The sequence below is a fragment of the Rhodoferax sp. genome, assembly GCF_030646845.1.
In the GTDB taxonomy this organism is placed as follows: Bacteria; Pseudomonadota; Gammaproteobacteria; order Burkholderiales; family Burkholderiaceae_C; genus Rhodoferax.
Window position 1 is genome coordinate 67,659 of the sequence record NZ_JAUSLE010000007.1, and the last position, 22,732, is coordinate 90,390.

Below are 22,732 nucleotides of genomic sequence, written 5' to 3' on the forward strand. Positions count from 1 at the left end.
CAACCGGACGCTTTGTAGGGGATCGCTTGGGCCAAATGTGGCAAGCTCATAATGTCTCGATGACCAAGCTTCTCGTCCGCCCAACCGAACCATCCGACATTGACGCCTTGCTGCAACTGCAGGCGCACGTCTATCCGACGATTTCCCCCTGGAAACGCGATCAGTTGCTACATCAGCTGGAGGTTTTTCCCGAAGGACAACTCGTCGCAGTCTTGGGGGGAAGGCTCGTGGGTTGTGCAAGCTCACTTGTCGTTCTGTGGGATGAATGGGCCGATGAGCATACCTGGAAGCAGATCACAGCCTCAGGCACATTTAACACACACAACCCGGCAGGATTCACCCTCTATGGCGCCGAGGTTTTTGTCGATCCACGACTGCGTGGCAAGCGCTTGGGGCACGCCCTTTACGAAGGCCGACGGAAAATATGCAAGAAACTGAATCTGCGCCGGATCATCGCCTGCGGACGACTGCCGGGTTATCACGCGGTGTCTCAAAAGATGTCCGTGGAACTCTATGCAAAGAAGATATTGTGGGGCGATCTTTTTGACCCGGTACTGAGCTTTCAATTGCGGGAGGGCTTTCGCTACTGTGGAATCATGAGCGACTACTTGCCTGAAGACCGCGAGTCGTGCGGCTACGCATCGCTGATTGTCTGGATCAATCCGGACTATGACCCGGGGCAGCCTACCGCCTTGCAGCGCGCTGCCCAGATCTTGACGGAACCGACACAATGAGCACCACCAACCTCGCGGGGGAACCTGCGCACAAACCCAAACAGACAACCGTGCGCATTGCTGCGGTGCAGTACCTGTTACGCGCCATCAATGACTGGGATGGTTTCGAAAATCAGGTCCGCTTTGTCATGAAGGCGGCCGGAGACTATAAGCCCCAGTTCGTGATGTTTCCGGAGATCTTCACGACCCAACTGCTGTCGTTCATGGATACCAGCGATTTGGGGCGCGCCGTACGCAACATGGATGATTACACTGCTCGCTACGTCGCGCTTTTTCGTGAGCTCGCGACCCATTGGAACGTTCATATCGTTGGAGGAAGTCATCCCACGATCACCGATGGAAAACTGATGAATACCGCCTACCTGTTCACACCAGAGGGTAAGGTTTTCACCCAGGACAAGATCCACCTGACCCGCTGGGAAAAGGAAAAGTGGAAGGGTGATCCCGGCCAGCACCTGAAAGTGTTTGACACGCCATATGGCCGTATCAGCATCCTGATCTGTTACGACATCGAGTTTCCGGAACTGTCGCGCATGGTGTGTCAGCAGGGTGCCGACATCCTGTTCGTTCCCTCGTGTACCGACGACCGGCAGGGTTTCTGGCGGGTACGCTACTGCTGCCATGCCCGGGCCATCGAGAATCAAGTCTACGTTGCCGTCACGGGAACTGTCGGCAACCTTGCGGTCGAAGGGCTCGGTCTGCATTTTGGGCAAGCGGCGATCATCACGCCGTCTGATTTCCCGTTCGCCCGCGATGGCATCGCGGCCGAGGGGGTCGCGAACATGGAGCAGATCGTCATTGCCGATGTCGACCTGGGCAAGCTCGTAAGCAACCGCGTCAATGGCACCACCATTCCCCTGTATGACAAGCGGATCGATGTCTATGACAACTCCGTTGAAATAGTGTCTACCCGTTGATCCCAACGACGGCAGTTCGACCAGTCGATGTGCGCTCAGACCGCACCCGGTTTGCCGGAAAAATGATCGTAAAAACAGAACCTTTGCCAGGCGCGCTTTCAATTTTCAGTTCGGCGCCATGGCGTTGCGCTACATGCTTGACAATGGCCAAACCGAGACCGGTGCCGCCGGTATCCCGCGAACGGCTGCGGTCGACCCGGTAAAAACGCTCCGTCAGGCGTGGGATATGTTCGGGGGCGATGCCGGGGCCCGTGTCCTGAACTGAAAATTCGGCCCGGCCGTCCGGCAACAAGAACGCGCGCACGCGAATTTCACCTCCTGGCGGCGTGTAACGAATGGCATTGCTCACCAGATTACTCATCGCGCTGAGGAGTTCGTTGGGGGCCCCGGCAATGTCGCCCGCCAGCAAGGAGACAAATTCAAGGTGATGCAAACGATCCGACGACGGGTTCAACACCGCAGTCAATGCATGTGCGTCCTGCTCCAGCTGGCGCATGAGAGCCGGCATCGACATCCAGTCCGAAGCGCCCGGCGGCGGGCTGCCCTCAAGGCGCGAGAGTGTGAGCAGATCATTGACGAGCGTCTGCATGCGCTGCGCCTGCTGGGCCATCAAGGCCAAATAGCGTTCGCGCTCCTCATCAGTCAAGGGCAAGGTCTGCAGCGTCTCAACAAACCCGCCCAGCACGGTCAACGGTGTGCGAATTTCATGCGAAACGTTGGCAACAAAATCACGCCGCATGGCTTCAGCCTGCTCCAGTGCCGTGACATCGCGTGACAGCAACAGCAGCCGCCCCTCACCATAGCGGTGAAGATGGACCGAAAGCTTGACCGGCCTCGCGGGCGTACTCTCCCGACCCTGCATGATGAGTTCACCCCGGTAGTCGTGGCCTGCAAAATAGGCTGCAAAACCGGGGTCCCGGACCAGATTGCCAAAATGCTGGAGCACGTCTCGCTGAGCATCAAGGCCAAAGTGCGTGGCCGCCATCTGGTTGAACCACTCAATCTGCCCCTGCGCATCCAGTAGCACCACACCATTGGGCGAGGCCTGAAATGCAGCCAGAAATTCCTGCAGGCGATTCTCGCTTTCACGCGTCATTTGCTCCCTGGCTCGAATCAGGCGCCGGGCACGGTCACAGACCTCTCCCCACAAGCCAGTGGTCAATGCCACGTCGGAAACATCTCCCGCGCGCAGCCAGCGCAACAGGCGCAGGCCCCGGGACAGGTCAATCAGGAACCAGCCCGTCGCACCCAGCACAACGCCCGCCAGCGCACCGGCCACACCCCTGACGGGAAACGTCAAATACCAACCCGCGAGCCCTCCCACCAGTTGGCACGCGAAAAATGAAATGAACCGCCAGAACATGATCAGCTCAGCGCTTCAGGCAAATGGCGGTCAGGCAGGTAGGCAGGGGTGCTTCGATCAAGCGCCGGCCTGCGAAGATGTCGCCAGCGCCACATGAGCTGTCAGGCGATAGCCCGCGCCACGCACCGTTTCTATCATCTGACCCGCATTGGCGCCCAAAGCTTCCCGCAGACGTTTGACGTGAACGTCAACGGTGCGTTCTTCGATGAACACATGGTCACCCCATACCTTGTCCAACAATTGCGAGCGGCTGTGAACGCGCTCGGCATGGTTCATCAAGTAGTGAAGCAGTTTGAACTCGGTCGGACCCAGCTTCAACATCTGATCATTGAACGACACGCGATACGTCGACGCATCCAGAGACAAGGCTCCGATTGAAACAACGCCCCCCACCTGCTCGGGTGCACGCCGGCGCAGGACAGCACGCACTCTGGCCAGCAGTTCCTTGGTGGAAAACGGCTTGACGATGTAGTCGTCGGCGCCTGCGTCCAGACCGGCGACCCGGTCCACCTCATCGCCGCGGGCGGTCAGCATGATGATGGGGACCCCTTTGGTACGCGGGTTTGTGCGCCACCGCTTGGCCAGCGACAGTCCGCTCTCGCCGGGCAACATCCAGTCCAACAGAATGACGTCAGGCAGGACAGCATCCAGTTCGCGCTGCGCCGACGCGCTGTCCATGGCCCATGTGGGGCGAAATCCATTGTGGCGGAGGTTGACTGCAATGAGTTCGGCAATGGCCGGCTCGTCTTCCACAATCAGGACACCGGGCTGATGTCTCATTTGAGAACCGATTCAATTTGTTCTATTGAGGTGTGGCGAATGTCAGCACCCTTGACTACATAGATGATGAACTCGGCGATGTTTTTGGCGTGGTCGCCAATCCGCTCAATGGCTTTCGCCAGGAAGAGCAGATCCAGGCTAGGGGAAATCATGCGCGGATCTTCCATCATGTAGGTGATGAGCTTTCGCACGAAGCCGTCGAATTCCTTGTCGATCAGATCGTCCTCTTTCAGAATGGACACTGCTGCGGCCGTATCCAGCCGCGCAAAGGCATCGAGCGCCTTTCGCAACAATCCGGAGGCCATGTCCGCCGCCACTCTCAATTCAAGGGATGGCAGCGAACGGGGTGCGCCGCTTTGAATGATGGAGCGCACCATGCGGGCAATCTTCTCTGCCTCGTCGCCCACTCGCTCCAGGTTGGCAGTGGTCTTGGAGATGGCAATCAGCAAACGAAGGTCCCGCGCCGTTGGCTGGCGACGCGCAATGATGCTGGACAGCTCACGGTCAATGTCAACTTCCATGGCGTTCACGCGAGCCTCGGTGGCCGTCACCTCATTCGCAACATCAACGCTGAACTGGGACAAGGCGTAAATCGCCTGCCGAATCTGTGACTCAACCAGCCCCCCGAGTTCCATGACCCGGGTCGAGACCGCGCTGAGTTCACTGTCGAACTGGGTTGAAAGATGTTTTTCGGGCATGTTGTCTCCTTAACCAAAACGGCCAGTAATGTAGTCTTCTGTTTCCTTGCGCGTCGGCTTGAAAAACATCTGCTCGGTCGACCCGAATTCCATCAGGTCACCAAGGTACATGTAAGCGGTGTAGTCACTGCAGCGCGCTGCCTGCTGCATGTTGTGGGTAACGATCACAACGGTGTAGTCACTCTTGAGTTCCGTGATCAGTTCTTCGATTTTGGCAGTAGAGATGGGATCGAGCGCCGAGCAGGGTTCGTCCAACAGCAAGACTTCCGGCTTGATGGCGATGCCGCGCGCAATGCACAGGCGCTGCTGCTGGCCACCGGAAAGACTGGAACCGCTCTGGCTGAGCTTGTCTTTTACCTCTCCCCATAGTGCGGCTTTGCGCAGGGCCCACTCGACACGTTCCTCCATGTCAGTGGTATTGAGCGACTCGAACAGCTTGACGCCAAAAGCGATGTTGTCAAAGATCGACATGGGAAACGGTGTTGGCTTCTGGAAGACCATACCCACCTTGGCCCTCAACAAGGCGACATCTTTCTTGCTGGTCAACAGATTTTCACCATCCAGCAGAATTTCGCCTTCAGCCCGTTGCTCCGGATACAACTCGAACATGCGATTGAAAACGCGCAACAAAGTCGATTTACCGCATCCGGACGGGCCAATGAAAGCCGTCACCTTGTTCTCCGGGATTTCCAGGTTGATGCCTTTAAGGGCATGAAACTTGCCGTAATAGAAATCAAGATCCTTGACGGAAATCTTCGATTTCTCACCGGTAACAAAAGCAGTATTCATCTTTGGTCTCTTCTCGTGTCTTTGGCAACGGCTTGATCAGGTCTTGCTTCGGGTCAAAACCCTGGCCAGAATGTTGAGGCCCAGAACTGCAATCGTGATGAGGAACACACCGGCCCATGCCAGTTTTTGCCAGTTCTCATACGGACTCATGGCGAACTTGAAAATTGTGACCGGCAGACTCGCCATCGGCTCACTCAGACTGGACGTCCAGAACTGATTGCTCAATGCGGTGAATAGCAGGGGAGCGGTTTCGCCCGCAATACGGGCCACCGCCAGCAGAACACCGGTGACCACGCCCGACCGGGCCGCCCGCAAGGTGATGCTCAAAATGACTTTCCATTTGGGTGCGCCGAGGGCATACGCCGCCTCACGCAAACCGGCGGGAACCAGTTGAAGCATGTTTTCAGTCGTTCGAATCACCACCGGGATGACAATCAAGGCCAGTGCAATGACACCCGCGTAGCCCGAGAATGATTTGAAACGCGTCACAACGACGGCATAGACAAATAGCCCGATCACGATGGATGGAGCCGAAAGCAAAATATCGTTCACAAAACGTGTCAATGACGCAAGCCAGCCCTTGGTATCGAACTCGGCCAGATAAATACCAGCCATGACGCCAATGGGTGTTCCCACAAACGTGGCCAGCAGCACCATCAAAAACGACCCGTAAATAGCGTTGGCCAAGCCGCCTGCATCGTTGGGTGGGGGCGTCATCTGCGTCAGGGTATCGAGGTTAAGCCCCCCCACACCGAGACGAACGGTTTCAAACAAGATCCAGCACAGCCAGAACAAGCCAAAAGCCATGGCCACCAACGAAAGCGTCAACGCAACGCGATTGACGAACTTGCGCTGCGCATACCTGACCTGGCGGGTTTGCTCCAGGGCCGCCGCCTTCAGGAGAAGTTCACCCGTCGTCATGTCTTGGCCCCTTCATTTTTTCTGAGCTGTGAGAGCAAGATTTTGGAGAGCGTCAGCACTACAAAGGTGATGAAAAACAGAACCAGACCAAGGTACATCAGCGACGCCTGATGCAGGCCCTCACCGGCCTCAGCAAACTCATTGGCCAGTGCCGATGTGATGCTGTTGGCCGCCTGGAACAGGCTGAGTGAATCCAGCTGATTGAAGTTACCGATGACAAAAGTCACGGCCATGGTCTCACCAATGGCGCGACCCAGCCCCAACATGATGCCGCCGATCACCCCCGCCTTGGTGTAGGGCAATACCACGGTCGAGACGACTTCCCATGTTGTGGCTCCAAGACCGTATGCAGACTCCTTGAGAAGGGTCGGCGTTACCTCAAACACGTCGCGCATGACGGCCGCAATAAACGGAATGATCATGATCGCCAGAATAATGCCGGCAGACAATATGCCAATACCGACTGGTGGGCCCGAAAAAAAGGCGCCCAGATAAGGCACGCCAGCAAACATGGCCTGCAAGGGCTGCTGCACGTAAGTGGCCAACAGCGGACCGAACACCAACAATCCCCACATGCCGTACACGATGGAAGGAATGGCTGCGAGCAACTCAATGGCCGTCCCCAGCGGGCGTTTGAGCCAGGCGGGGGCGAGTTCTGTCAGGAACAGTGCGATACCAAAACTCACCGGCACGGCGATCAACAATGCGATGAACGAAGTCATCAAGGTGCCGTAGATCATGACGAGACCGCCGAACTCCTCCTTGACCGGATCCCAGGTGGTGCTGGTGAGAAAACCCAAACCGTACTTGCTGATGGCAGGCCAGGCACTGATGGTCAACGACACCAGAATAGCCATCAGCATGGCCAGCGTGAATAGGGCCGCACCTTTGGCCAGCCAGCCGAAGATGCGGTCCGCCATAGGGCCCGATCGGGCCGCCTTTACCGGGGGAGGATTGGTCATGACACGTCCGGAAGATCTTGCCGATTGGTTAAAAGACATTTCGCTGGCCGGAAGTGTAGATGACACAGGCAACTCCTTGAGAAACAGCTTCGCTGGTGACTGCTGTCTTATTTGAACGCGACGGGTTTGCCCGACGCGTCCTTGATCTCACCCCAGGCTTTTTCAATGCTGCCGATAACCGACTGAGGCATGGGCACATAGTCCAGATCGTCAGCGATCTTCTCGCCATTCTTGTAAGCCCAAGCGAAGAACTTCAGCGTTTCGGTCGCATTGGCTGGCTTGTCCTGCAGCTTGTGCATCAGGATAAAGGTGGCGCCCGAGATTGGCCAGGCGTCCTTGCCGGGCTGATTGGTCAGTATTTGATAAAAGCTCTTATTCCAGTCAGCGCCGGCAGCGGCGGCCTTGAAGGCGGCGTCATTCGGCGATACAAAATTGCCGCCTGAGTTCTGCATCAACGCATAGTTCATCTTGTTTTGTTTGACGTAGGCGTACTCCACGTAGCCAATCGAATTTGGCAGACGCCCCACGAACGCGGCAACACCCTCATTGCCCTTGCCACCAGCTCCAGCAGGCCAATTGACAGCCGTGCCCTCACCCACCTTGGTCTTCCACTCAGCATTCACCTTGCTCAGGTAATTGGTGAAAATGAACGTGGTACCTGAGCCATCAGCGCGACGCACTTGGGCGATATCCGCGTCCGGCAATGGCAGGGAGGGATTGAGCGCCTTGATCGCCGGATCAGTCCATTTGGTAATCTTTCCCAGGTAAATATCACCCAGCACCTGACCATTCAGCTTGAGTTGACCCGGGTTAATGCCCTTGACGTTGATCACCGGAACCACGCCGCCAATGGCCGTGGGGAACTGCATCTGACCCTTCTTGGCCAGCACCTCGTCGGTCTGGGGCATGTCGGACGCACCAAAATCAACGGTCTTTGAATCGATCTGTTTGATCCCAGCACCCGAACCTACCGACTGGTAGTTGATCTTGACGCCAGTGGCCTTGTTGTAGTCAGCCGCCCATTTGGCATACAAAGGGGCAGGAAAGGTGGCGCCGGCGCCAGTAATTTCCTGAGCACTCGCCAGGTTGACGTAAGACAGGGAGGCTGCGCCCGCCATGCCGATCAGGGCGATTTTGAAACTGGTTTTCATCGGGATACCTCTTGGATTGAATGAATGATGATTTCGAGACACAGGCTGAATATAAGAAACTTATGTGACAGTGATGTGACACTTGTCATTCCTGCATGTAATAGTCCCAGAGCGGGGACGACCCCAAATCATTGAATGACAGACTCCAATGGCCGGCTCGAGGGGTCAAAACTGAAGCAACTCCAGATTACGGGTACTTTTGTCCATCCATGGCCGCCCGCAGTTGCGGCAACAATGCCAGCATGGCCATCCGGCCGGCCTGAATGACGCGGCGCCGCGCGCCGAAATCTGAACTGGTCACATCAACCAGCGCGGGTCGCACCACCACATCGGCTTCACGCAGCTCAAAGCGATTGATGCTTTTGCTCATGATGGAGAAAGTCTGCAGCAGAATTTGCAGGGTGTCGCTGGCGGCGTTGCCTTCCGGCGCGCTGGAAATATCGACGGCAATGACTACTTCTGCCCCCATTTGACGGGCATATCGTACCGGCACCGGCGACACAAGCCCACCATCCACATACTCGCGACCAGCTATTTTGACCGGTTGAAACAGGGCGGGAACGGCGCTGGATGCACGCACCGCCGTGGCTGCATCTCCGCGCTGAAACAACACGCCCTGACCACTGTTGAGGTCGGTTGCCACGATGCCCAATGGCAACGGCATGCCCTCAATCAGACGACCATTGACCTGCGTGCTCACGTAGCGTGCCAAAGCCTCACCGCGCAACATGCCGCGACTGAAAATCGGCAGTGTCCAGTCGGCAAAAGTCGCCTCTTCCATGGTCTCGGCAATTTGCTGCAACTGGATTCCGGTCTTGCCACTGGCATAGAAGGCAGCTACAAGGCTGCCGGCGGAGGTACCCACTACGAGGCTGGGCCGAATACCCGCTTCTTCCAGCACCTGGATCACCCCGATATGTGCGAAGCCTCGGGCAGCGCCACCGCCCAGGACCAAACCTATTTTCAGAGGCTTTTTAGGCGTCACTTGAACCTCAGGACGTGCCTCGGGCGGCATCGTCGGTAAGGGCGCGGAGGCACATCCGACCAGAAACGATACAGCCAGTATCGTGGCCAGGCGCCTGGAATTCAAATTTGCAGCTGTCATTTAATTAGGAATGATTCGCGTTTGTGTTAAGATCAAAAAACTATTTTTGGAAACGCACAGACATGCTCAAGAAACACATCCCCGTTGCATGCGCCATTTTGCTCGCCTGCACTGTCGCTCAAGCACAGGACCAGATCCTCAACATCTATTCGGCCCGTCACTACCCGACGGACGAAGCGCTCTATACCAACTTCACCAAAACCACCGGCATCAAGATCAATCGGGTCGATGCCGACGATGCCGGCATTCTCGCCCGCCTCAAGGCAGAAGGGTCCGCATCGCCCGCCGATGTGATTCTGCTGGTGGATGCGGCGCGCTTGTGGAAAGGTGAAGTTGAGGGCCTGTTCCAGCCCGTAAAGTCCCAACTGCTGGATAACACGATCCCCGGTCAACTGCGGGGCAAGGTCACAGCCGACGGCGCGTCACCCTGGTTTGGTTTTTCGACCCGCGCCCGTGTCATTGTGTACAACAAAGTCAAGGTGCAGAAAGATGACGTGGATACATACGAAGAGCTCGGCGACCCCAAAAACCGCGGCAAACTGTGCATCCGTTCCGGCTCACATCCCTACAACCTGTCGCTGTTTGGCGCCGTCCTTGAACATCTCGGTGAGCAGAAGACCGAAGCCTGGCTCAAAGGCATGGTCGACAACATGGCGCGCGGTCCAAAAGGTGGTGATACGGACCAGATCAAAGGCGTCGCTGCGGGTGAATGCGCCATTGCCGTGACGAACTCCTACTACCTCGCCCGCATCATGCGTTCCGACAAGCCCGAGGACAAAGCGATCATGGATCGGGTGGGCGTTGTCTTCCCGAATCAGGCGTCGTGGGGCACACACGTCAACATCGCCGGAGGCGCCGTCGCCAGAAACGCGAAGAACCCAGCCAATGCCATCAAATTTCTGGAGTACCTGGCCAGTCCGTCAGCACAGGACCATTTTGCCAACGGCAACAACGAATGGCCAGTGACCAAAGGCCTGAAGATAAGCAACCCGGCCCTGCAGGCCATGACGGGCGGCAGTTTCAAGAGCGAAACCATTCCCATCAGTGTGGTGGGAATGAATCAGGTCAAGGTACAGCAAATGCTGGACCGCGTCGGCTTCAAGTAAACCGGGCATGTCCTGCTTCGGGTAATCTTGCACGTCACGTTTCCGTCCCGGAAGCGGGCATGTTGAGCAAAGGACACGGCATGAAGATCCTCTGGTACTTGGTCCTGCTGGCAATGGCGCTGGCCGCCACGCTGGTGCTTGCCGGGCAACTGGGTTTTCTTTCCGGCTCTGTGCCGCGAAAGCTGGGGACCACCGACGGACGGCTCAGCCCCCCATCCCAGACGCCCAACAGCGTGAGTAGCCAAGCATACCTGTATCCGGGTCACCCGCAAAAGGATTACGCGAACATTGCGCCGTTGACCTACACGGGTGACGGTGATGTCGCATTGGAGAAACTGGCAGCTCTGCTACAAAAGTCAGAGCGCACTGTAATTGTCACCCGTGGGCCAGACTATATCCATGCACAATGCACAACCGCACTTCTGAAATTCACGGACGACGTCGAATTCTGGCTTGACAGGCCAAACAGCGTCATTCATGTCCGCTCGGCCAGCCGGTTGGGCCGCAAGGACTTCGGTGTTAACCGGGCGCGGGTGGAAGCCATCCGCGCCCAATTCTCGTCCTAGCCGGTTGTCGCTTCCTGCGCCTCTGGTTTCGGCTTGCCCTCTTTCTTGGGCAAGGGTTGAATATCCAGCAAGACCTCGGTCTTGCTTTCATCCTTGTCGTCCAGATCAACCGTCAGGCGACCGCCATCGGTCAGGCGACCAAAGAGCAACTCGTCAGCCAGTGCGCGGCGAATCGTGTCCTGAATCAGGCGCTGCATCGGACGTGCGCCCATCAGCGGATCAAAGCCCTTCTTCGCCAGATGTTTACGCAGCTTGTCGGTAAAGGTGACGTCCACCTTCTTGTCGGCCAACTGGGCTTCCAACTGCAGCAAGAACTTGTCGACCACCCGCATGATGACGACCTCGTCCAGCGCCTTGAAGCTGACAACGGCATCCAGACGGTTGCGGAATTCAGGCGTGAACAAACGCTTGATGTCGGCCATCTCGTCACCCGCCTCACGCACATTGGTGAATCCCATAACGGTCTTGTTGATGGATTCAGCACCCGCATTGGTGGTCATGATGATGATGACGTTGCGGAAGTCCGCCTTGCGGCCATTGTTGTCCGTCAACGTGCCATGGTCCATCACCTGCAGCAAGACATTGAAGATCGCCGGGTGCGCCTTCTCAATTTCATCGAGCAGCAACACGCAATGCGGCTTCTTGGTGATGGCTTCTGTCAGCAACCCACCCTGGTCGAATCCGACATAACCCGGTGGCGCGCCAATCAGACGGCTTACGGCATGCTGCTCCATGTACTCGCTCATGTCAAAGCGAATCAGGTCAATACCCATGATTTAGGCCAACTGCTTGGCTGCTTCAGTCTTGCCAACCCCCGTCGGGCCGCTGAACAGGAATGAGCCAATTGGCTTGTCACCCTTACCCAAACCGGAGCGCGCCATCTTCACGGCCGAGGCCAGCATGTCAATGGCCTTGTCCTGTCCGAACACCACGTTCTTGAGGTCCCGCTCCAGCGTCTTGAGCTTGCCGCGATCATCATTGGACACATTGGCGGGCGGAATGCGGGCGATCTTCGCCACGATTTCCTCCACCTCGGTCTTGCTGATGATCTTCTTGCGTTTGGACGGCGGCAGAATGCGTTGGGCGGCACCCGCTTCGTCGATCACGTCAATGGCCTTGTCTGGCAGATGACGGTCGTTGATGTACTTGGCGCTCAGCTCGGCCGCCGCCTGCAATGCAGCCACGGCGTACTTAACGTTGTGATGCTCTTCAAAACGGGACTTGAGGCCCTTGAGAATTTCCACGGTCTGCTCAACGGTGGGCTCGACCACATCGATCTTCTGGAAGCGGCGGGACAGCGCGGCGTCCTTCTCGAAGATGCCACGGTATTCGGTAAACGTGGTCGCCCCGATGCATTTGAGCTGACCGGAGCTCAGACCAGGTTTGAGCAGATTAGACGCATCCAGCGTCCCGCCCGATGCCGCGCCGGCACCAATCAGGGTGTGAATTTCATCAATGAACAACACTGCATGGGGTTTGTCCTTGAGGGACTTCAGAACGCCTTTGAGACGCTGCTCGAAATCACCTCGGTATTTTGTACCCGCCAGCAAAGCGCCCATATCAAGCGAATACACGATGGAATCCGCCAGGATTTCAGGCACGTCCTTTTGCGTGATGCGCCACGCCAAGCCCTCGGCAATGGCAGTCTTGCCAACGCCAGCCTCACCAACCAGCAGCGGGTTGTTTTTGCGGCGGCGGCACAAGATCTGGATCACGCGCTCGACTTCGTATTCGCGCCCAATCAATGGATCAATCTTGCCGTCTTTGGCGAGTTGATTCAGGTTGACAGTGTACTGCTCCAACGGCGAAGTTTTCTCGTTTTTCTCAGTCACCCCTTCTTCACTTTCGGCCTGACTCTCGCCCGATTTGGACGGCTCCGGCGGATCGCTTTTCTTGATGCCGTGGGCAATGAAGTTCACCACGTCCAGCCGGGTTACGCCTTGCTGGTGCAAGTAGTACACAGCGTGAGAATCTTTCTCGCCAAAAATCGCCACCAGCACGTTGGCCCCGGTGACTTCCTTCTTGCCGCTGCCAGTGGACTGCACATGCATGATGGCACGCTGAATCACGCGCTGAAATCCCAAGGTAGGCTGGGTGTCCACATCGTCTGATCCAGCGACCTGTGGTGTGTTGTCCTTGATGAAGTTCGCCAGTGATTTGCGCAAGTCGTCAATATTGGCCGAACAGGCGCGCAGCACCTCGGCCGCGCTCGGGTTGTCGAGCAGCGCGAGAAGCAAGTGCTCCACTGTGATGAACTCGTGACGCTGCTGACGCGCCTCGACAAACGCCATATGAAGGCTGACTTCCAATTCTTGGGCAATCATGTGATTTCCTTTTAAGCCTTGCTTGATGTTTAACTGTAATCCGATTTCAATATCAATTCCGAAGTCATGAAGGCAACGACCTAAAAATCAACGGGCTCACTGACGCACTTCAAGGGGTGCCCAGCCTTGTTTGCCGCCTCAAGGACCTGATCCACCTTGGTAGCGGCCACATCCCTGGAATAGACCCCGCACACCCCTTTGCCGTCCAAGTGAATCTTCAGCATGATTTGCGTTGCCGCTTCAAGATCCTTGCCAAAAAATTCCTGGATCACCACCACCACAAACTCCATCGGTGTGTAGTCGTCATTGAGCATGACAACCTGGTACATCTGCGGCGGCTTGGTTTTCTGGGTTCGCCTCTCAAGAACAACTGAGCCACCCTCATCCCGATCAGGTTGCTGGATCGGCGGAGCAGGTGGATTTACGGGAGATTTGGTTGCCATGTTTTCATTCTATCGAGCGTACCGAAGCACTGCAGCGCCTAGGTGAATTGGTGACAGTTTCTGCATATTCAAGCAATGCAAACAAAAAAACCGCCCCAGGCCGGCAAGCTAGAGCGGTTTGGACGTCGGCGAAGCCTGACTTCGCCAGCAGCAGTCAGGCTGCAATCACATATTGTCGATCATGACCTGACCGAAGCCCGAGCAACTGACTTGCGTCGCACCATCCATCAAACGGGCAAAGTCGTAGGTTACTTTCTTGCTGTTGATAGATTTTTTCATCGAACTGATGATCAGGTCAGCCGCTTCCGTCCAGCCCATGTGACGCAACATCATCTCGGCCGAGAGGATCTCGGAACCGGGGTTCACATAGTCTTTACCGGCGTACTTCGGTGCCGTGCCGTGGGTAGCTTCAAAGCAGGCCACTGAATCAGACAAGTTGGCGCCTGGGGCAATGCCGATGCCGCCGACCTGGGCAGCCAGCGCATCAGACACATAGTCACCGTTGAGGTTCAAGGTGGCAATCACGCTGTATTCGGCAGGACGCAACAGGATTTGTTGCAGGAACGCGTCCGCAATGCTGTCCTTGACAATGATGTCCTTGCCGGTTTTCGGGTTTTTGAATTTGCACCAGGGTCCGCCATCGATCAACTCGGCACCGAACTCTTTTTGTGCCAGCGCATAGGCCCAATCGCGGAAGCCACCTTCGGTGTACTTCATGATATTGCCCTTGTGGACAATCGTCAGGCTGGGCTTGTCATTGTCAACCGTGTACTGGAGGGCCTTGCGCACCAGACGCTCGGTACCTTCACGCGAGACAGGCTTGATGCCGATGCCTGACGTGTTGGGAAAACGGATTTTCTTGACACCCATCTCATCCTGCAGGAACTTGATGAGCTTTTTGGCCTTGTCGGACTCCGCCTCGAACTCGATACCGGCGTAGATGTCTTCGGAGTTTTCGCGGAAGATCACCATATTGGTCTTCTGCGGCTCTTTCACGGGACTGGGAACGCCGTCAAAGTACTGGATCGGGCGCAGACACACATACAGATCAAGCTCCTGGCGCAGTGCCACATTCAGCGAACGGATGCCGCCACCCACTGGCGTCGTCAGCGGTCCCTTGATGGACACCACGTATTCGCGAAGAGCCTGCAGCGTTTCTTCCGGCAGCCACACGTCGGGGCCATACACATTGGTGGATTTCTCACCGGCATAGACTTCCATCCAGTGAATCTTCTTCTTGCCAGCGTAGGCCTTGGCCACAGCCGCATCAACTACCTTGAGCATCACCGGTGTGATATCCAAGCCGGTACCATCGCCCTCGATAAACGGAATGATCGGCTGATCAGGCACGTTCAGTGACATGTCCGCATTGACGGTAATTTTTTGGCCTTCTGAGGGCACCTTGATGTGCTGATACATGTAGCTTGGTCTCCGTTAATTGGTTCAATTCACGCGCTTTTTTGCTGCTGGCACCACCCAAAAACCTCTGTTTCAGGCTGGTTTCAAGGCGTTTCTGGATTTTAGTCCCAAAAAATTACTGATTTCTGTCAACCCGGGGCAAACCAGCCCCGTTACGGACAGGCCTCCCAGAGTATGGGAGGAAATTTTTGAAATAACGTTATCTCAAGGAAACTGAAAAATGAACAAACTTCTCGCCGCTTTGGTTGCTGGTCTTTTCGCTGCTGGCGCATTCGCTGCTGACGCTCCTGCTGCTGCCGCCGCCAAAGCTGCTGCTCCTGCCGCTGCTGCCGCTGCTGCTCCTGCCGCTGCCAAAGCCGCTGCACCTGCTGCTGCCGCTGCTGCCGCCAAGACCGAAGCAAAAGCTGAAGCCAAGGTAGATGCCAAGACGGCTAAAGCTGAGAAAGCTGCCGCCAAGAAAAAGGCCGCCGCTGAAAAAGCCGCTGCCAAGAAACTGGCTGCTGAAGAAAAAGCCACTGCCAAGAAAAAAGCCGCTGAAGAAAAAGCTGCTGCCAAGAAGACAGCTGCTGACGAAAAAGCCGCTGCTACCGTGAAGAAAGACGAAGCCAAGAAGTAATTCTTGACAAGTTGAAAGAAATGCCCGCTTAAGCGGGCATTTTTTATTGCCGAAACTTTCTCTTAGTTGCGTCAGAATGGAGCCATGAAACATATTGCAATCGGTCTTCTCGCGCTGGCAGTCGCCTTGGGCAGCACTAGCTACGCGCAAAACGCGCCGCAGATGGATCTGCAGCGCATCAAGTTGTCAGCGGGCATGCATTTGATCGATGCGCAAGTTGCCGCATCGCCCGAGCAGCGGTCTACCGGACTGATGTTTCGCAAGGACATGCCACCGTCTGAGGGCATGTTGTTTGTGTTTGAACAGCCCGCCGTGCAATGTTTCTGGATGAAAAACACCCTGCTGCCCCTGAGCGCCGCCTTTGTGGCGGACGACGGCACCATCGTCAATCTGGCCGACATGAAGCCGCAGACCACCGATTCACATTGCTCCACGCAGCCGGTTCGTTACGTGCTGGAGATGAACCAGGGCTGGTTTGGCAAAAAGGGCATTCAAGCCGGCTTCAAACTGGGTGGCAAGCCGTTTGCGGCGAGATGACGCTACGTTATTTAGATACTCGACGCCCTGTTTTTCAGGGGCGATAGGCCAGGCCAGCAAACAGGCGTAAAAAAGCCACCGCGAGAGGTGGCTTTTTAGTTGCAGTGAACTTAGGCGAAGTTGGCCTCGACAAAGCTCCAGTTCACCAGTTTGTCGAGGTAAGTCTCGACAAACTTCTGGCGCAGGTTGCGGTAGTCGATGTAGTAGGCATGCTCCCACACATCCACTGTCAGCAAGGCTTTGTCAGCCGTCGTCAGTGGCGTGCCGGCGGCACCCATGTTGACGATGTCCACCGAACCGTCGGCCTTTTTCACCAGCCAGGTCCAGCCGGAACCAAAATTACCCACCGCCGACTTGACAAACGCTTCCTTGAAAGCGGCGGAAGTTCCCCACTTGGCGTTGATGGCCGCTGCCAGCGCGCCTGAAGGCTCGCCACCGCCGTTGGGCTTCATGCAGTTCCAGAAGAAGGTGTGGTTCCAGATTTGCGCCGAGTTGTTATAAATGCCGCCGCTGGACTTCTTGATGATCTCTTCCAGGGTCATGCTCTCGAACTCGGTCCCTTTTTGCAGGTTGTTGAGGTTCACCACATAGGCATTGTGGTGCTTGCCATGGTGGTATTCGAGAGTTTCCTTGGAGTAATGCGGCGCCAGGGCGTCAATCGCAAAAGGCAGGGGGGGCAGTGTGTGTTCCATGATGTCCTCGTGAGTTTGTTGTTGGAAAGGGCCGATTGTAGAAACTTTGATCAAGGGGAATGTGACACCATCAAATCAACCTCGCCGTCAGAAAGGGTGGCTCGCACCGGCTGACCGGGGTGAGTTTGACGCACGCTGGTGATGGTCTCCCCTTCACTGCTGGTCAGCCAGGCATAGCCACGCTGCAATACCAGGGTGGGGTCCAGCAAGCCCAGCCGCAAACCGGCCCGCTCCAGCCGTTCCCGCTTGCGCTCCAGGCTGCGCTGCATGGTGTCCGGTAACGACGTCTGCAGCCGTTGCAGATCCTGTTGTCGGTGCTTCAGGAATAGCAGGGACGCGAACTGCAGACGCTGTGCGCCGGACGCCAGTCGCAAGCGTTGCCGGCCCACCAGCGCGGAGGGTCGTCCCAACCTGGACGCCGTCAAATCAAGCCGCTGGCTCTGCAGGTCAATTTGCCGGAACACGGCGTCCTGCAGGCGACGGGCCACCCCATCGATCGCGCCGAGCCAGACCTCGCGCGGCTGTGCCACCAGTTCAGCCGCCGCCGTGGGGGTCGGGGCCCGGAGGTCGGCTACAAAATCAGCTATGGTGAAGTCGGTCTCATGCCCCACACCACAGACGATGGGAACCGGGCTGTGCGCCAGGGTGCGCGCCAGTTGCTCGTCATTGAAGGCCCATAAATCCTCCATCGAGCCGCCACCTCGCACCAGCAGGATGACGTCGATAACCGGGCCAGTGTCACTGGCGCTCTTTCCCGTTTTTCTTGACAAATCAGCCTCTAGCCCCCGTCCTTCCTGCGTGAGTAGATATAAATTTGATAGCGCCTGCATCAACTCGGCCGGCGCAGCGCTGCCTTGCACCGAGGCCGGGGCGAGCACCACCGGGATGTGCGGCACGCGCCGTTGCAGGGCGGTCATGACATCATGCAAGGCCGCAGCCCCCAGCGAGGTCACCAAACCAATACCCCGCGGCATCACTGGCAGGGGGCGCTTTCGGGCGGCGTCGAACAGGCCCTCGGTCTCCAGCTTGGCCTTGAGCCTGAGAAACTGCTCGAACAGCGCACCCTGCCCCGCCCGACTCATGCTCTCCACAATCAGTTGCAGATCGCCACGCGGCTCATACACTCCCAGGCGACCACGCACCTCGACCAGTTCGCCATCCCGCGGCGAAAAATCCAGCAAACTCGCAGCCCGGCGAAACATGGCACACCGAATCTGCCCACTTTCATCCTTGAGGGAAAAGTAACAATGCCCGCTGGATGCGCGTGAGAAGCCCGAAACCTCTCCGCGCACGGCTACGGGATTGAATCTCGCATCCAGCGCATCAGCAATGGCGCGGCACAGCGCGCCAACTTGCCAGATTCGTGGCGCCATTGCGGGCGACAGGAGTTCAGACATCAATGAAACCGCAGGTTTCGGCAGCAGGGGATATCCGAATGCTCCACAGCGGCAGCAACGCACGGCCCGGAGGGTGAAGAACGCCTTGATCGCTCGATGGCATGTTGCAAGTCATTGATTTCATTGTATTTTTCACTGCCTAATTTGTCATCGATCTGTCACAAGGCAATGCTGGCGTGGTCTGGTGACACTTCATAACCTACTTCTTCACAAAGTTATCCACATTTTTTGTGGTTTGCACCAACGGGCGGGATACTCACGGCAATATCGCCCCGGCAACGCTCACGCCTCGAGATAGCACCAGACGCGTGGGCCATAATCGCGGTGCATTTCATCTGCGCGGAGATTCAATTTGTTTTCAATCATACAAGCCGCAGGCTGGCCGATCTGGCCGCTTATTGCCTGCTCAATTCTGGCTTTGGCACTCGTCATTGAGCGCTTCATCAGCCTTAAAACCTCCAAAGTGGCGCCGCCAAAATTGCTGGAAGAAGTGTTGAGTGTCTCGCGTACCTCTGTGCCCGCACCCGACGTGGTGACGCAACTAGAAAAGAACTCTGCAATGGGCGAGGTATTGGCCAGCGGTTTTCGGGTGCTGAACACCAGCCCGCGCTGCAGTGAAGAAGACCTTCGCTCCTCCATGGAGGGCGCTGGGCGGGTGGTCGCACACCGTCTGGAGCGCTACCTCAGTGCCCTGGCCACCATCGCGTCGGCCGCACCGCTGATGGGCCTGTTCGGTACGGTGGTCGGCATGATCGAGATTTTTGGTTCGCAGAGTCCAGCGGGAGGCGCCACCGGTGGGAACCCGGCCCAACTCGCGCATGGCATTTCCATTGCCCTGTACAACACCGCTTTTGGCCTGATCGTCGCCATTCCCTCGCTGATTTTCTGGCGCTACTTTCGGGCCCGGGTCGATGAGTACCTGCTGACACTGGAACTGGCATCTGAGCGGATGGCACGCCACCTCAACACCCTGCGCAAATGATGCGCCTCCAATCATGAATTTCCGACCCCGCGTGCGAGAAGAGCCAGAAATCAACCTGATTCCATTCATCGACGTGCTGCTGGTGGTGCTGATCTTTCTGATGCTGTCCACCACCTACAGCAAATTCACGGAACTGCAACTCAAACTGCCCGTGGCCGATGCCGATGCACAACGTGATTACCCCAAGGAGGTGCTGGTCACCGTGACCAGCGATGGGGCCTACACCGTGAACAAGGTGCCTGTGGCTGGCCGCAGCCTGGACACGCTCGCCGCCGCCCTGCTCGAAGGGGCCAAGGCCGGCAAGGAATCGGTGGTCATCATCAGTGCTGATGCCAGCGCCCGGCACCAGTCCGTGGTCACGGTGATGGAAGCGGCCCGGCGCTCGGGCCTGACGCAAATCACCTTTGCGACGCAGTCGTCGACCACCGCCGGAACGCAGTAGACCCATGACAGTGGCAACGCCACGGTCGCTGCTGCAGCGCACTCTGACCCGCGCCTGGACACGGCGCGGCCCGCTGGCCTGGCTCCTTTGGCCGATCTCCCTGTTGTTTGTCACACTGGCGGCCCTCAGGCGCCACCTGTACCAGGCCGGACTGCTCAAGGTCCGGCGTGTGCGGGCCCTGGTGATCGTCGTAGGCAACGTCGTGGCCGGCGGCTCGGGCAAGACCCCCGTGGTCATGGCGCTGGTGCGGCACCTGCAAGCCCGTGGCTTGCGTGTGGGGGTGATCTCGCGCGGCTACGGTCGCCGGGCAACAAACTGCCGGGAGGTTTTTGACGACAGCCTGAGTTCTGAGGTGGGTGACGAACCTGCGCTGATCCGACGCGCCACGTCAGCGCCCGTTTTTGTGGCGGCGCGGCGTTTTGACGCGGCCAGCGCGCTGCTGGCCCGCTACCCTGACACGCAGGTCATCCTCTGCGACGATGGGCTGCAGCACCTCGGCCTGCACCGCGACCTTGAAATCTGCGTGTTTGATGACCGGGGTACCGGCAACGGCCTGTTGCTTCCTGCCGGTCCACTGCGCGAACCCTGGCCCCGTGCGGCTGACCTGGTGCTGCACACCGGCGCGCGGCCGGCCTTTGCGGGTTTCACCGCCGTCCGCACCCTGGCGCGCCATGCGCTGCGTGCCGATGGAAGCCAGATCGCACTGGCTAACTTGGTGCAGGCAGGCGCCAAGCCCCTGCTGGCGGTGGCCGCGATCGCCAAGCCGGAAGATTTCTTCGCCATGCTGCAGTCTCAGGATTTGCCCTTGGCGCGCACCATTGCGCTGCCAGACCACTACGATTTTGATAGCTGGTTGCGCAATGAATACGAGGGCTACACTGTTATTTGTACCGAAAAAGACGCCGTGAAGCTGTGGCTAAAACAACCTGATGCACTGGCAGTACCTCTGATAGTCACCCCGGAACCGGCGTTTATGGCCAGGCTGGACGACATGCTGTCGGTGTTGCTGGCGTCCCGATTGAACCCGAAGCTATCATCGACCCATGGACACACGACTTCTTGAACTTCTGGTTTGCCCTGTCACCAAAGGGCCCCTGGAATACGATCGCGAACGGCAGGAATTGACCTCCCGCAGCGCGCGCCTCGCCTACCCGGTGCGCGACGGCATTCCCATCCTGCTGGAGAGCGAGGCGCGAACCATGACCGACGAGGAACTCGGGCTTTGAGCTTCACGGTTCTCATTCCCGCGCGCCTGGCCTCTACCCGCCTGCCCAACAAGCCACTGGCCGACATTGGCGGCGCGCCCATGGTGGTCCGGGTAGCGCAACGCGTCATGCCGGTCGTGGGCGCCAGCGGCCGGATCCGTGTCGTGGTAGCCGCCGATAGCCCCGAGATCATCACGGCTTGTCAGGCCCACGGGGTTGAAGCCGTACTGACCCGCACCGACCATCCATCGGGCAGTGACCGCCTGGCCGAGGCCTGCCAGTTGCTGGGCCTGGCGGACGACGAGATCGTGGTCAACGTTCAGGGCGATGAGCCCCTGATTGAGCCATCACTGGTGAACGCCGTCGCGCAACTGCTGATCCAGCGACCAGAAGCCAGCATGAGTACCGCGGCGCATGCCATCGGCGATCTGGCCGAATTCACCAACCCCAATGTCGTCAAGGTCGTGCTGGACGCCAGAGGACTGGCACTTTACTTCAGTCGTGCGCCCATCCCGCACTGGCGGGACCAGCCATCCGCCCTGCCCAGCCCGGCGCCTTTGCGCCACATTGGCATCTATGGCTACCGCGTGGGATTCTTGCGCACGTTCCCAACGCTGGCGCAGGCTCCCGGCGAAATCACGGAAGCCCTGGAGCAATTGCGCGCCATGTGGCACGGGTACCGCATTGCGGTCCATGTCTCGGCACACGCGCCCGGCCCCGGCGTGGACACACCGGAAGATCTGGAACGGGTACGCCGACTATTTGGTTCCTGAGACGCGGCACATGTAAGCCAGTCAAGGGCTAGCACGTGCTATTCTTCAAGACAACGAAGCATTGCAGTGGGCTCAGCAGCAGCCCCGCCAATGCAATCTGATTTTCAATTAAATCCCGAGGACATCCATGAGACTCATCCTGTTGGGCGCCCCCGGCGCTGGCAAAGGCACGCAAGCCACCTTCATCTGCCAGAAATACGGCATCCCCCAGATTTCAACGGGTGACATGCTGCGCGCCGCCGTGAAAGCCGGCACGCCACTGGGCATTGAAGCCAAGAAGATCATGGACGCGGGTGGCCTGGTGAGCGACGACCTGATCATCAATCTGGTGAAAGAGCGCATCGCCCAGCCCGATTGCGCAGGTGGATTCCTGTTTGACGGCTTCCCGCGGACCATCCCGCAGGCCGATGCCATGAAGGCAGCCGGTGTCAAACTGGATTACGTACTGGAGATTGACGTCCCGTTTGAGGCCATCATCGAGCGCATGAGCGGGCGCCGCTCGCACGCGGCATCGGGTCGCACCTACCACGTCAAATTCAACCCACCCAAAGTGGCCCGGGTGGACGACGTGACCGGTGAACCGCTGATTCAGCGCGAAGACGACAAGGAAGAAACCGTCAAGAAGCGGCTTGACGTGTACAGCGCCCAGACCCGCCCGCTGGTGGAATACTATTCCAGCTGGGCAAAATCCGACCCGGCCGCTGCGCCGAAGTACCGTGCCATCAGCGGCACCGGTGACGTGAGCGAAATCACCACCCGGGTGTTTGCCGCGCTGGCGGGTTAATCACGGAGCCCAGCAGTGCCATCGTG

The 22,732-nt window shown here is 57.7% G+C and carries 24 protein-coding genes and 1 pseudogene; 12 read left to right on the plus strand and 13 right to left on the minus strand.

Annotation, left to right across the window (positions count from 1 at the left end; translation table 11 throughout):
• The first annotated feature begins 35 nt into the window (after positions 1–35).
• Both Q7T10_RS02085 and Q7T10_RS02090 read left to right on the plus strand, forming a co-directional pair.
• Complete coding sequence (locus Q7T10_RS02085) at positions 36–734, plus strand: GNAT family N-acetyltransferase (RefSeq protein ID WP_304745743.1); 699 nt, start codon at positions 36–38, stop codon at positions 732–734.
• Positions 731–1,651, plus strand: a complete 921-nt coding sequence (locus Q7T10_RS02090) for a carbon-nitrogen hydrolase family protein (protein ID WP_304745383.1) — start codon at positions 731–733, stop codon at positions 1,649–1,651. Before Q7T10_RS02085 ends, Q7T10_RS02090 begins: the two co-directional genes overlap by 4 nt.
• Here Q7T10_RS02090 and phoR read toward each other — a convergent pair.
• The 8 genes from phoR to Q7T10_RS02130 form a co-directional block, all read right to left on the minus strand.
• Positions 1,641–3,014 (minus strand): phosphate regulon sensor histidine kinase PhoR, encoded by a 1,374-nt coding sequence (gene phoR, locus Q7T10_RS02095; protein WP_304745385.1) that lies wholly within the window; start codon positions 3,012–3,014, stop codon positions 1,641–1,643. The genes Q7T10_RS02090 and phoR overlap by 11 nt on opposite strands.
• 57 nt (positions 3,015–3,071) lie before the next feature.
• The gene (gene phoB / locus Q7T10_RS02100) at positions 3,072–3,794 is read right to left on the minus strand and encodes a phosphate regulon transcriptional regulator PhoB (protein ID WP_304745387.1); all 723 of its coding nucleotides are present in this window, start codon (positions 3,792–3,794) and stop codon (positions 3,072–3,074) included.
• Entirely contained in the window at positions 3,791–4,492 is a 702-nt protein-coding gene (gene phoU, locus Q7T10_RS02105; protein ID WP_304745389.1) for a phosphate signaling complex protein PhoU, read from the minus strand. The genes phoB and phoU overlap by 4 nt, the downstream gene beginning before the upstream one ends.
• Before the next feature lie 9 nt (positions 4,493–4,501).
• Positions 4,502–5,281, minus strand: a complete 780-nt coding sequence (gene pstB / locus Q7T10_RS02110; protein WP_304745391.1) for a phosphate ABC transporter ATP-binding protein PstB — start codon at positions 5,279–5,281, stop codon at positions 4,502–4,504.
• A 36-nt stretch (positions 5,282–5,317) separates the two neighbouring features.
• Positions 5,318–6,202: a phosphate ABC transporter permease PstA gene (gene pstA, locus Q7T10_RS02115; RefSeq protein WP_304745393.1), complete on the minus strand. Its 885-nt coding sequence runs from the start codon at positions 6,200–6,202 to the stop codon at positions 5,318–5,320.
• On the minus strand, positions 6,199–7,164 hold the full coding sequence (gene pstC / locus Q7T10_RS02120) for a phosphate ABC transporter permease subunit PstC (RefSeq protein ID WP_304745395.1): 966 nt from the start codon (positions 7,162–7,164) through the stop codon (positions 6,199–6,201). Before pstC ends, pstA begins: the two co-directional genes overlap by 4 nt.
• A gap of 107 nt (positions 7,165–7,271) precedes the next feature.
• The gene (gene pstS, locus Q7T10_RS02125) at positions 7,272–8,315 is read right to left on the minus strand and encodes a phosphate ABC transporter substrate-binding protein PstS (RefSeq protein ID WP_304745397.1); all 1,044 of its coding nucleotides are present in this window, start codon (positions 8,313–8,315) and stop codon (positions 7,272–7,274) included.
• 187 nt (positions 8,316–8,502) lie between these two features.
• A complete protein-coding gene (locus Q7T10_RS02130; RefSeq protein WP_370653708.1) occupies positions 8,503–9,420 on the minus strand; it encodes a patatin-like phospholipase family protein in 918 nt (305 codons plus the stop codon).
• Between the two features lie 62 nt (positions 9,421–9,482).
• Here Q7T10_RS02130 and Q7T10_RS02135 point away from each other — a divergent pair, with 62 nt between their 5' ends.
• Together Q7T10_RS02135 and Q7T10_RS02140 are read left to right on the plus strand one after the other, a co-directional pair.
• Complete coding sequence (locus Q7T10_RS02135) at positions 9,483–10,526, plus strand: extracellular solute-binding protein (protein ID WP_304745399.1); 1,044 nt, start codon at positions 9,483–9,485, stop codon at positions 10,524–10,526.
• 80 nt (positions 10,527–10,606) lie between these two features.
• Positions 10,607–11,092: a DUF1499 domain-containing protein gene (locus Q7T10_RS02140; RefSeq protein ID WP_304745401.1), complete on the plus strand. Its 486-nt coding sequence runs from the start codon at positions 10,607–10,609 to the stop codon at positions 11,090–11,092.
• On the opposite strand, the pseudogene clpA reads toward Q7T10_RS02140, so the two are convergent.
• The 3 genes and pseudogenes from clpA to icd form a co-directional block, all read right to left on the minus strand.
• Positions 11,089–13,416: pseudogene (gene clpA, locus Q7T10_RS02145) on the minus strand (ATP-dependent Clp protease ATP-binding subunit ClpA). The gene Q7T10_RS02140 and the pseudogene clpA overlap by 4 nt on opposite strands.
• A gap of 80 nt (positions 13,417–13,496) precedes the next feature.
• Positions 13,497–13,859 carry an ATP-dependent Clp protease adapter ClpS gene (gene clpS / locus Q7T10_RS02150; RefSeq protein ID WP_304745403.1) on the minus strand — a complete coding sequence of 121 codons (363 nt, stop codon included), beginning with the start codon at positions 13,857–13,859 and terminating at the stop codon, positions 13,497–13,499.
• Positions 13,860–14,024: 165 nt separating this feature from the next.
• On the minus strand, positions 14,025–15,278 hold the full coding sequence (gene icd, locus Q7T10_RS02155; protein ID WP_304745405.1) for an NADP-dependent isocitrate dehydrogenase: 1,254 nt from the start codon (positions 15,276–15,278) through the stop codon (positions 14,025–14,027).
• Positions 15,279–15,498: 220 nt separating this feature from the next.
• Between icd and Q7T10_RS02160 the strand changes: the two genes are divergently transcribed.
• Positions 15,499–15,894: a hypothetical protein gene (locus tag Q7T10_RS02160; RefSeq protein ID WP_304745407.1), complete on the plus strand. Its 396-nt coding sequence runs from the start codon at positions 15,499–15,501 to the stop codon at positions 15,892–15,894.
• An 84-nt stretch (positions 15,895–15,978) separates the two neighbouring features.
• Entirely contained in the window at positions 15,979–16,431 is a 453-nt protein-coding gene (locus Q7T10_RS02165) for a DUF192 domain-containing protein (protein WP_304745409.1), read from the plus strand.
• 110 nt (positions 16,432–16,541) lie between these two features.
• Here Q7T10_RS02165 and Q7T10_RS02170 read toward each other — a convergent pair whose 3' ends face one another.
• Both Q7T10_RS02170 and xseA read right to left on the minus strand, forming a co-directional pair.
• Positions 16,542–17,123, minus strand: a complete 582-nt coding sequence (locus Q7T10_RS02170) for a superoxide dismutase (protein ID WP_304745411.1) — start codon at positions 17,121–17,123, stop codon at positions 16,542–16,544.
• A gap of 50 nt (positions 17,124–17,173) precedes the next feature.
• On the minus strand, positions 17,174–18,520 hold the full coding sequence (gene xseA, locus Q7T10_RS02175; protein WP_370653709.1) for an exodeoxyribonuclease VII large subunit: 1,347 nt from the start codon (positions 18,518–18,520) through the stop codon (positions 17,174–17,176).
• Between the two features lie 352 nt (positions 18,521–18,872).
• On the opposite strand from xseA, the gene Q7T10_RS02180 reads away from it, so the two are divergent.
• From Q7T10_RS02180 to adk, 6 genes are all read left to right on the plus strand, one after another.
• Entirely contained in the window at positions 18,873–19,502 is a 630-nt protein-coding gene (locus Q7T10_RS02180; protein WP_304745415.1) for a MotA/TolQ/ExbB proton channel family protein, read from the plus strand.
• Between the two features lie 13 nt (positions 19,503–19,515).
• Positions 19,516–19,944 (plus strand): biopolymer transporter ExbD, encoded by a 429-nt coding sequence (locus Q7T10_RS02185; protein ID WP_304745418.1) that lies wholly within the window; start codon positions 19,516–19,518, stop codon positions 19,942–19,944.
• A 4-nt stretch (positions 19,945–19,948) separates the two neighbouring features.
• Positions 19,949–21,007 (plus strand): tetraacyldisaccharide 4'-kinase, encoded by a 1,059-nt coding sequence (gene lpxK, locus Q7T10_RS02190; RefSeq protein WP_304745420.1) that lies wholly within the window; start codon positions 19,949–19,951, stop codon positions 21,005–21,007.
• Positions 20,988–21,170, plus strand: coding sequence for a Trm112 family protein (locus Q7T10_RS02195; RefSeq protein WP_304745422.1), 183 nt, complete (start codon positions 20,988–20,990; stop codon positions 21,168–21,170). The genes lpxK and Q7T10_RS02195 overlap by 20 nt, the downstream gene beginning before the upstream one ends.
• Positions 21,167–21,922, plus strand: a complete 756-nt coding sequence (gene kdsB / locus Q7T10_RS02200; protein WP_304745424.1) for a 3-deoxy-manno-octulosonate cytidylyltransferase — start codon at positions 21,167–21,169, stop codon at positions 21,920–21,922. The genes Q7T10_RS02195 and kdsB overlap by 4 nt, the downstream gene beginning before the upstream one ends.
• A 127-nt stretch (positions 21,923–22,049) precedes the next feature.
• Complete coding sequence (gene adk / locus Q7T10_RS02205; RefSeq protein ID WP_304745426.1) at positions 22,050–22,706, plus strand: adenylate kinase; 657 nt, start codon at positions 22,050–22,052, stop codon at positions 22,704–22,706.
• Positions 22,707–22,732 lie beyond the last annotated feature (26 nt).

Excerpts from the sequence above, each read along its gene's own strand:
- Q7T10_RS02085 (WP_304745743.1), top strand. The coding sequence starts at position 36 with ATGTGGCAAGCTCATAATGTCTCGATGACCAAGCTTCTCGTCCGCCCA.
- Q7T10_RS02090 (WP_304745383.1), top strand. The coding sequence starts at position 731 with ATGAGCACCACCAACCTCGCGGGGGAACCTGCGCACAAACCCAAACAG.
- phoR (WP_304745385.1), bottom strand. The coding sequence starts at position 3,014 with ATGTTCTGGCGGTTCATTTCATTTTTCGCGTGCCAACTGGTGGGAGGG.
- phoB (WP_304745387.1), bottom strand. The coding sequence starts at position 3,794 with ATGAGACATCAGCCCGGTGTCCTGATTGTGGAAGACGAGCCGGCCATT.
- phoU (WP_304745389.1), bottom strand. The coding sequence starts at position 4,492 with ATGCCCGAAAAACATCTTTCAACCCAGTTCGACAGTGAACTCAGCGCG.
- pstB (WP_304745391.1), bottom strand. The coding sequence starts at position 5,281 with ATGAATACTGCTTTTGTTACCGGTGAGAAATCGAAGATTTCCGTCAAG.
- pstA (WP_304745393.1), bottom strand. The coding sequence starts at position 6,202 with ATGACGACGGGTGAACTTCTCCTGAAGGCGGCGGCCCTGGAGCAAACC.
- pstC (WP_304745395.1), bottom strand. The coding sequence starts at position 7,164 with ATGACCAATCCTCCCCCGGTAAAGGCGGCCCGATCGGGCCCTATGGCG.
- pstS (WP_304745397.1), bottom strand. The coding sequence starts at position 8,315 with ATGAAAACCAGTTTCAAAATCGCCCTGATCGGCATGGCGGGCGCAGCC.
- Q7T10_RS02130 (WP_370653708.1), bottom strand. The coding sequence starts at position 9,420 with ATGACAGCTGCAAATTTGAATTCCAGGCGCCTGGCCACGATACTGGCT.
- Q7T10_RS02135 (WP_304745399.1), top strand. The coding sequence starts at position 9,483 with ATGCTCAAGAAACACATCCCCGTTGCATGCGCCATTTTGCTCGCCTGC.
- Q7T10_RS02140 (WP_304745401.1), top strand. The coding sequence starts at position 10,607 with ATGAAGATCCTCTGGTACTTGGTCCTGCTGGCAATGGCGCTGGCCGCC.
- clpS (WP_304745403.1), bottom strand. The coding sequence starts at position 13,859 with ATGGCAACCAAATCTCCCGTAAATCCACCTGCTCCGCCGATCCAGCAA.
- icd (WP_304745405.1), bottom strand. The coding sequence starts at position 15,278 with ATGTATCAGCACATCAAGGTGCCCTCAGAAGGCCAAAAAATTACCGTC.
- Q7T10_RS02160 (WP_304745407.1), top strand. The coding sequence starts at position 15,499 with ATGAACAAACTTCTCGCCGCTTTGGTTGCTGGTCTTTTCGCTGCTGGC.
- Q7T10_RS02165 (WP_304745409.1), top strand. The coding sequence starts at position 15,979 with ATGAAACATATTGCAATCGGTCTTCTCGCGCTGGCAGTCGCCTTGGGC.
- Q7T10_RS02170 (WP_304745411.1), bottom strand. The coding sequence starts at position 17,123 with ATGGAACACACACTGCCCCCCCTGCCTTTTGCGATTGACGCCCTGGCG.
- xseA (WP_370653709.1), bottom strand. The coding sequence starts at position 18,520 with ATGTCTGAACTCCTGTCGCCCGCAATGGCGCCACGAATCTGGCAAGTT.
- Q7T10_RS02185 (WP_304745418.1), top strand. The coding sequence starts at position 19,516 with ATGAATTTCCGACCCCGCGTGCGAGAAGAGCCAGAAATCAACCTGATT.
- lpxK (WP_304745420.1), top strand. The coding sequence starts at position 19,949 with ATGACAGTGGCAACGCCACGGTCGCTGCTGCAGCGCACTCTGACCCGC.
- Q7T10_RS02195 (WP_304745422.1), top strand. The coding sequence starts at position 20,988 with ATGGACACACGACTTCTTGAACTTCTGGTTTGCCCTGTCACCAAAGGG.
- adk (WP_304745426.1), top strand. The coding sequence starts at position 22,050 with ATGAGACTCATCCTGTTGGGCGCCCCCGGCGCTGGCAAAGGCACGCAA.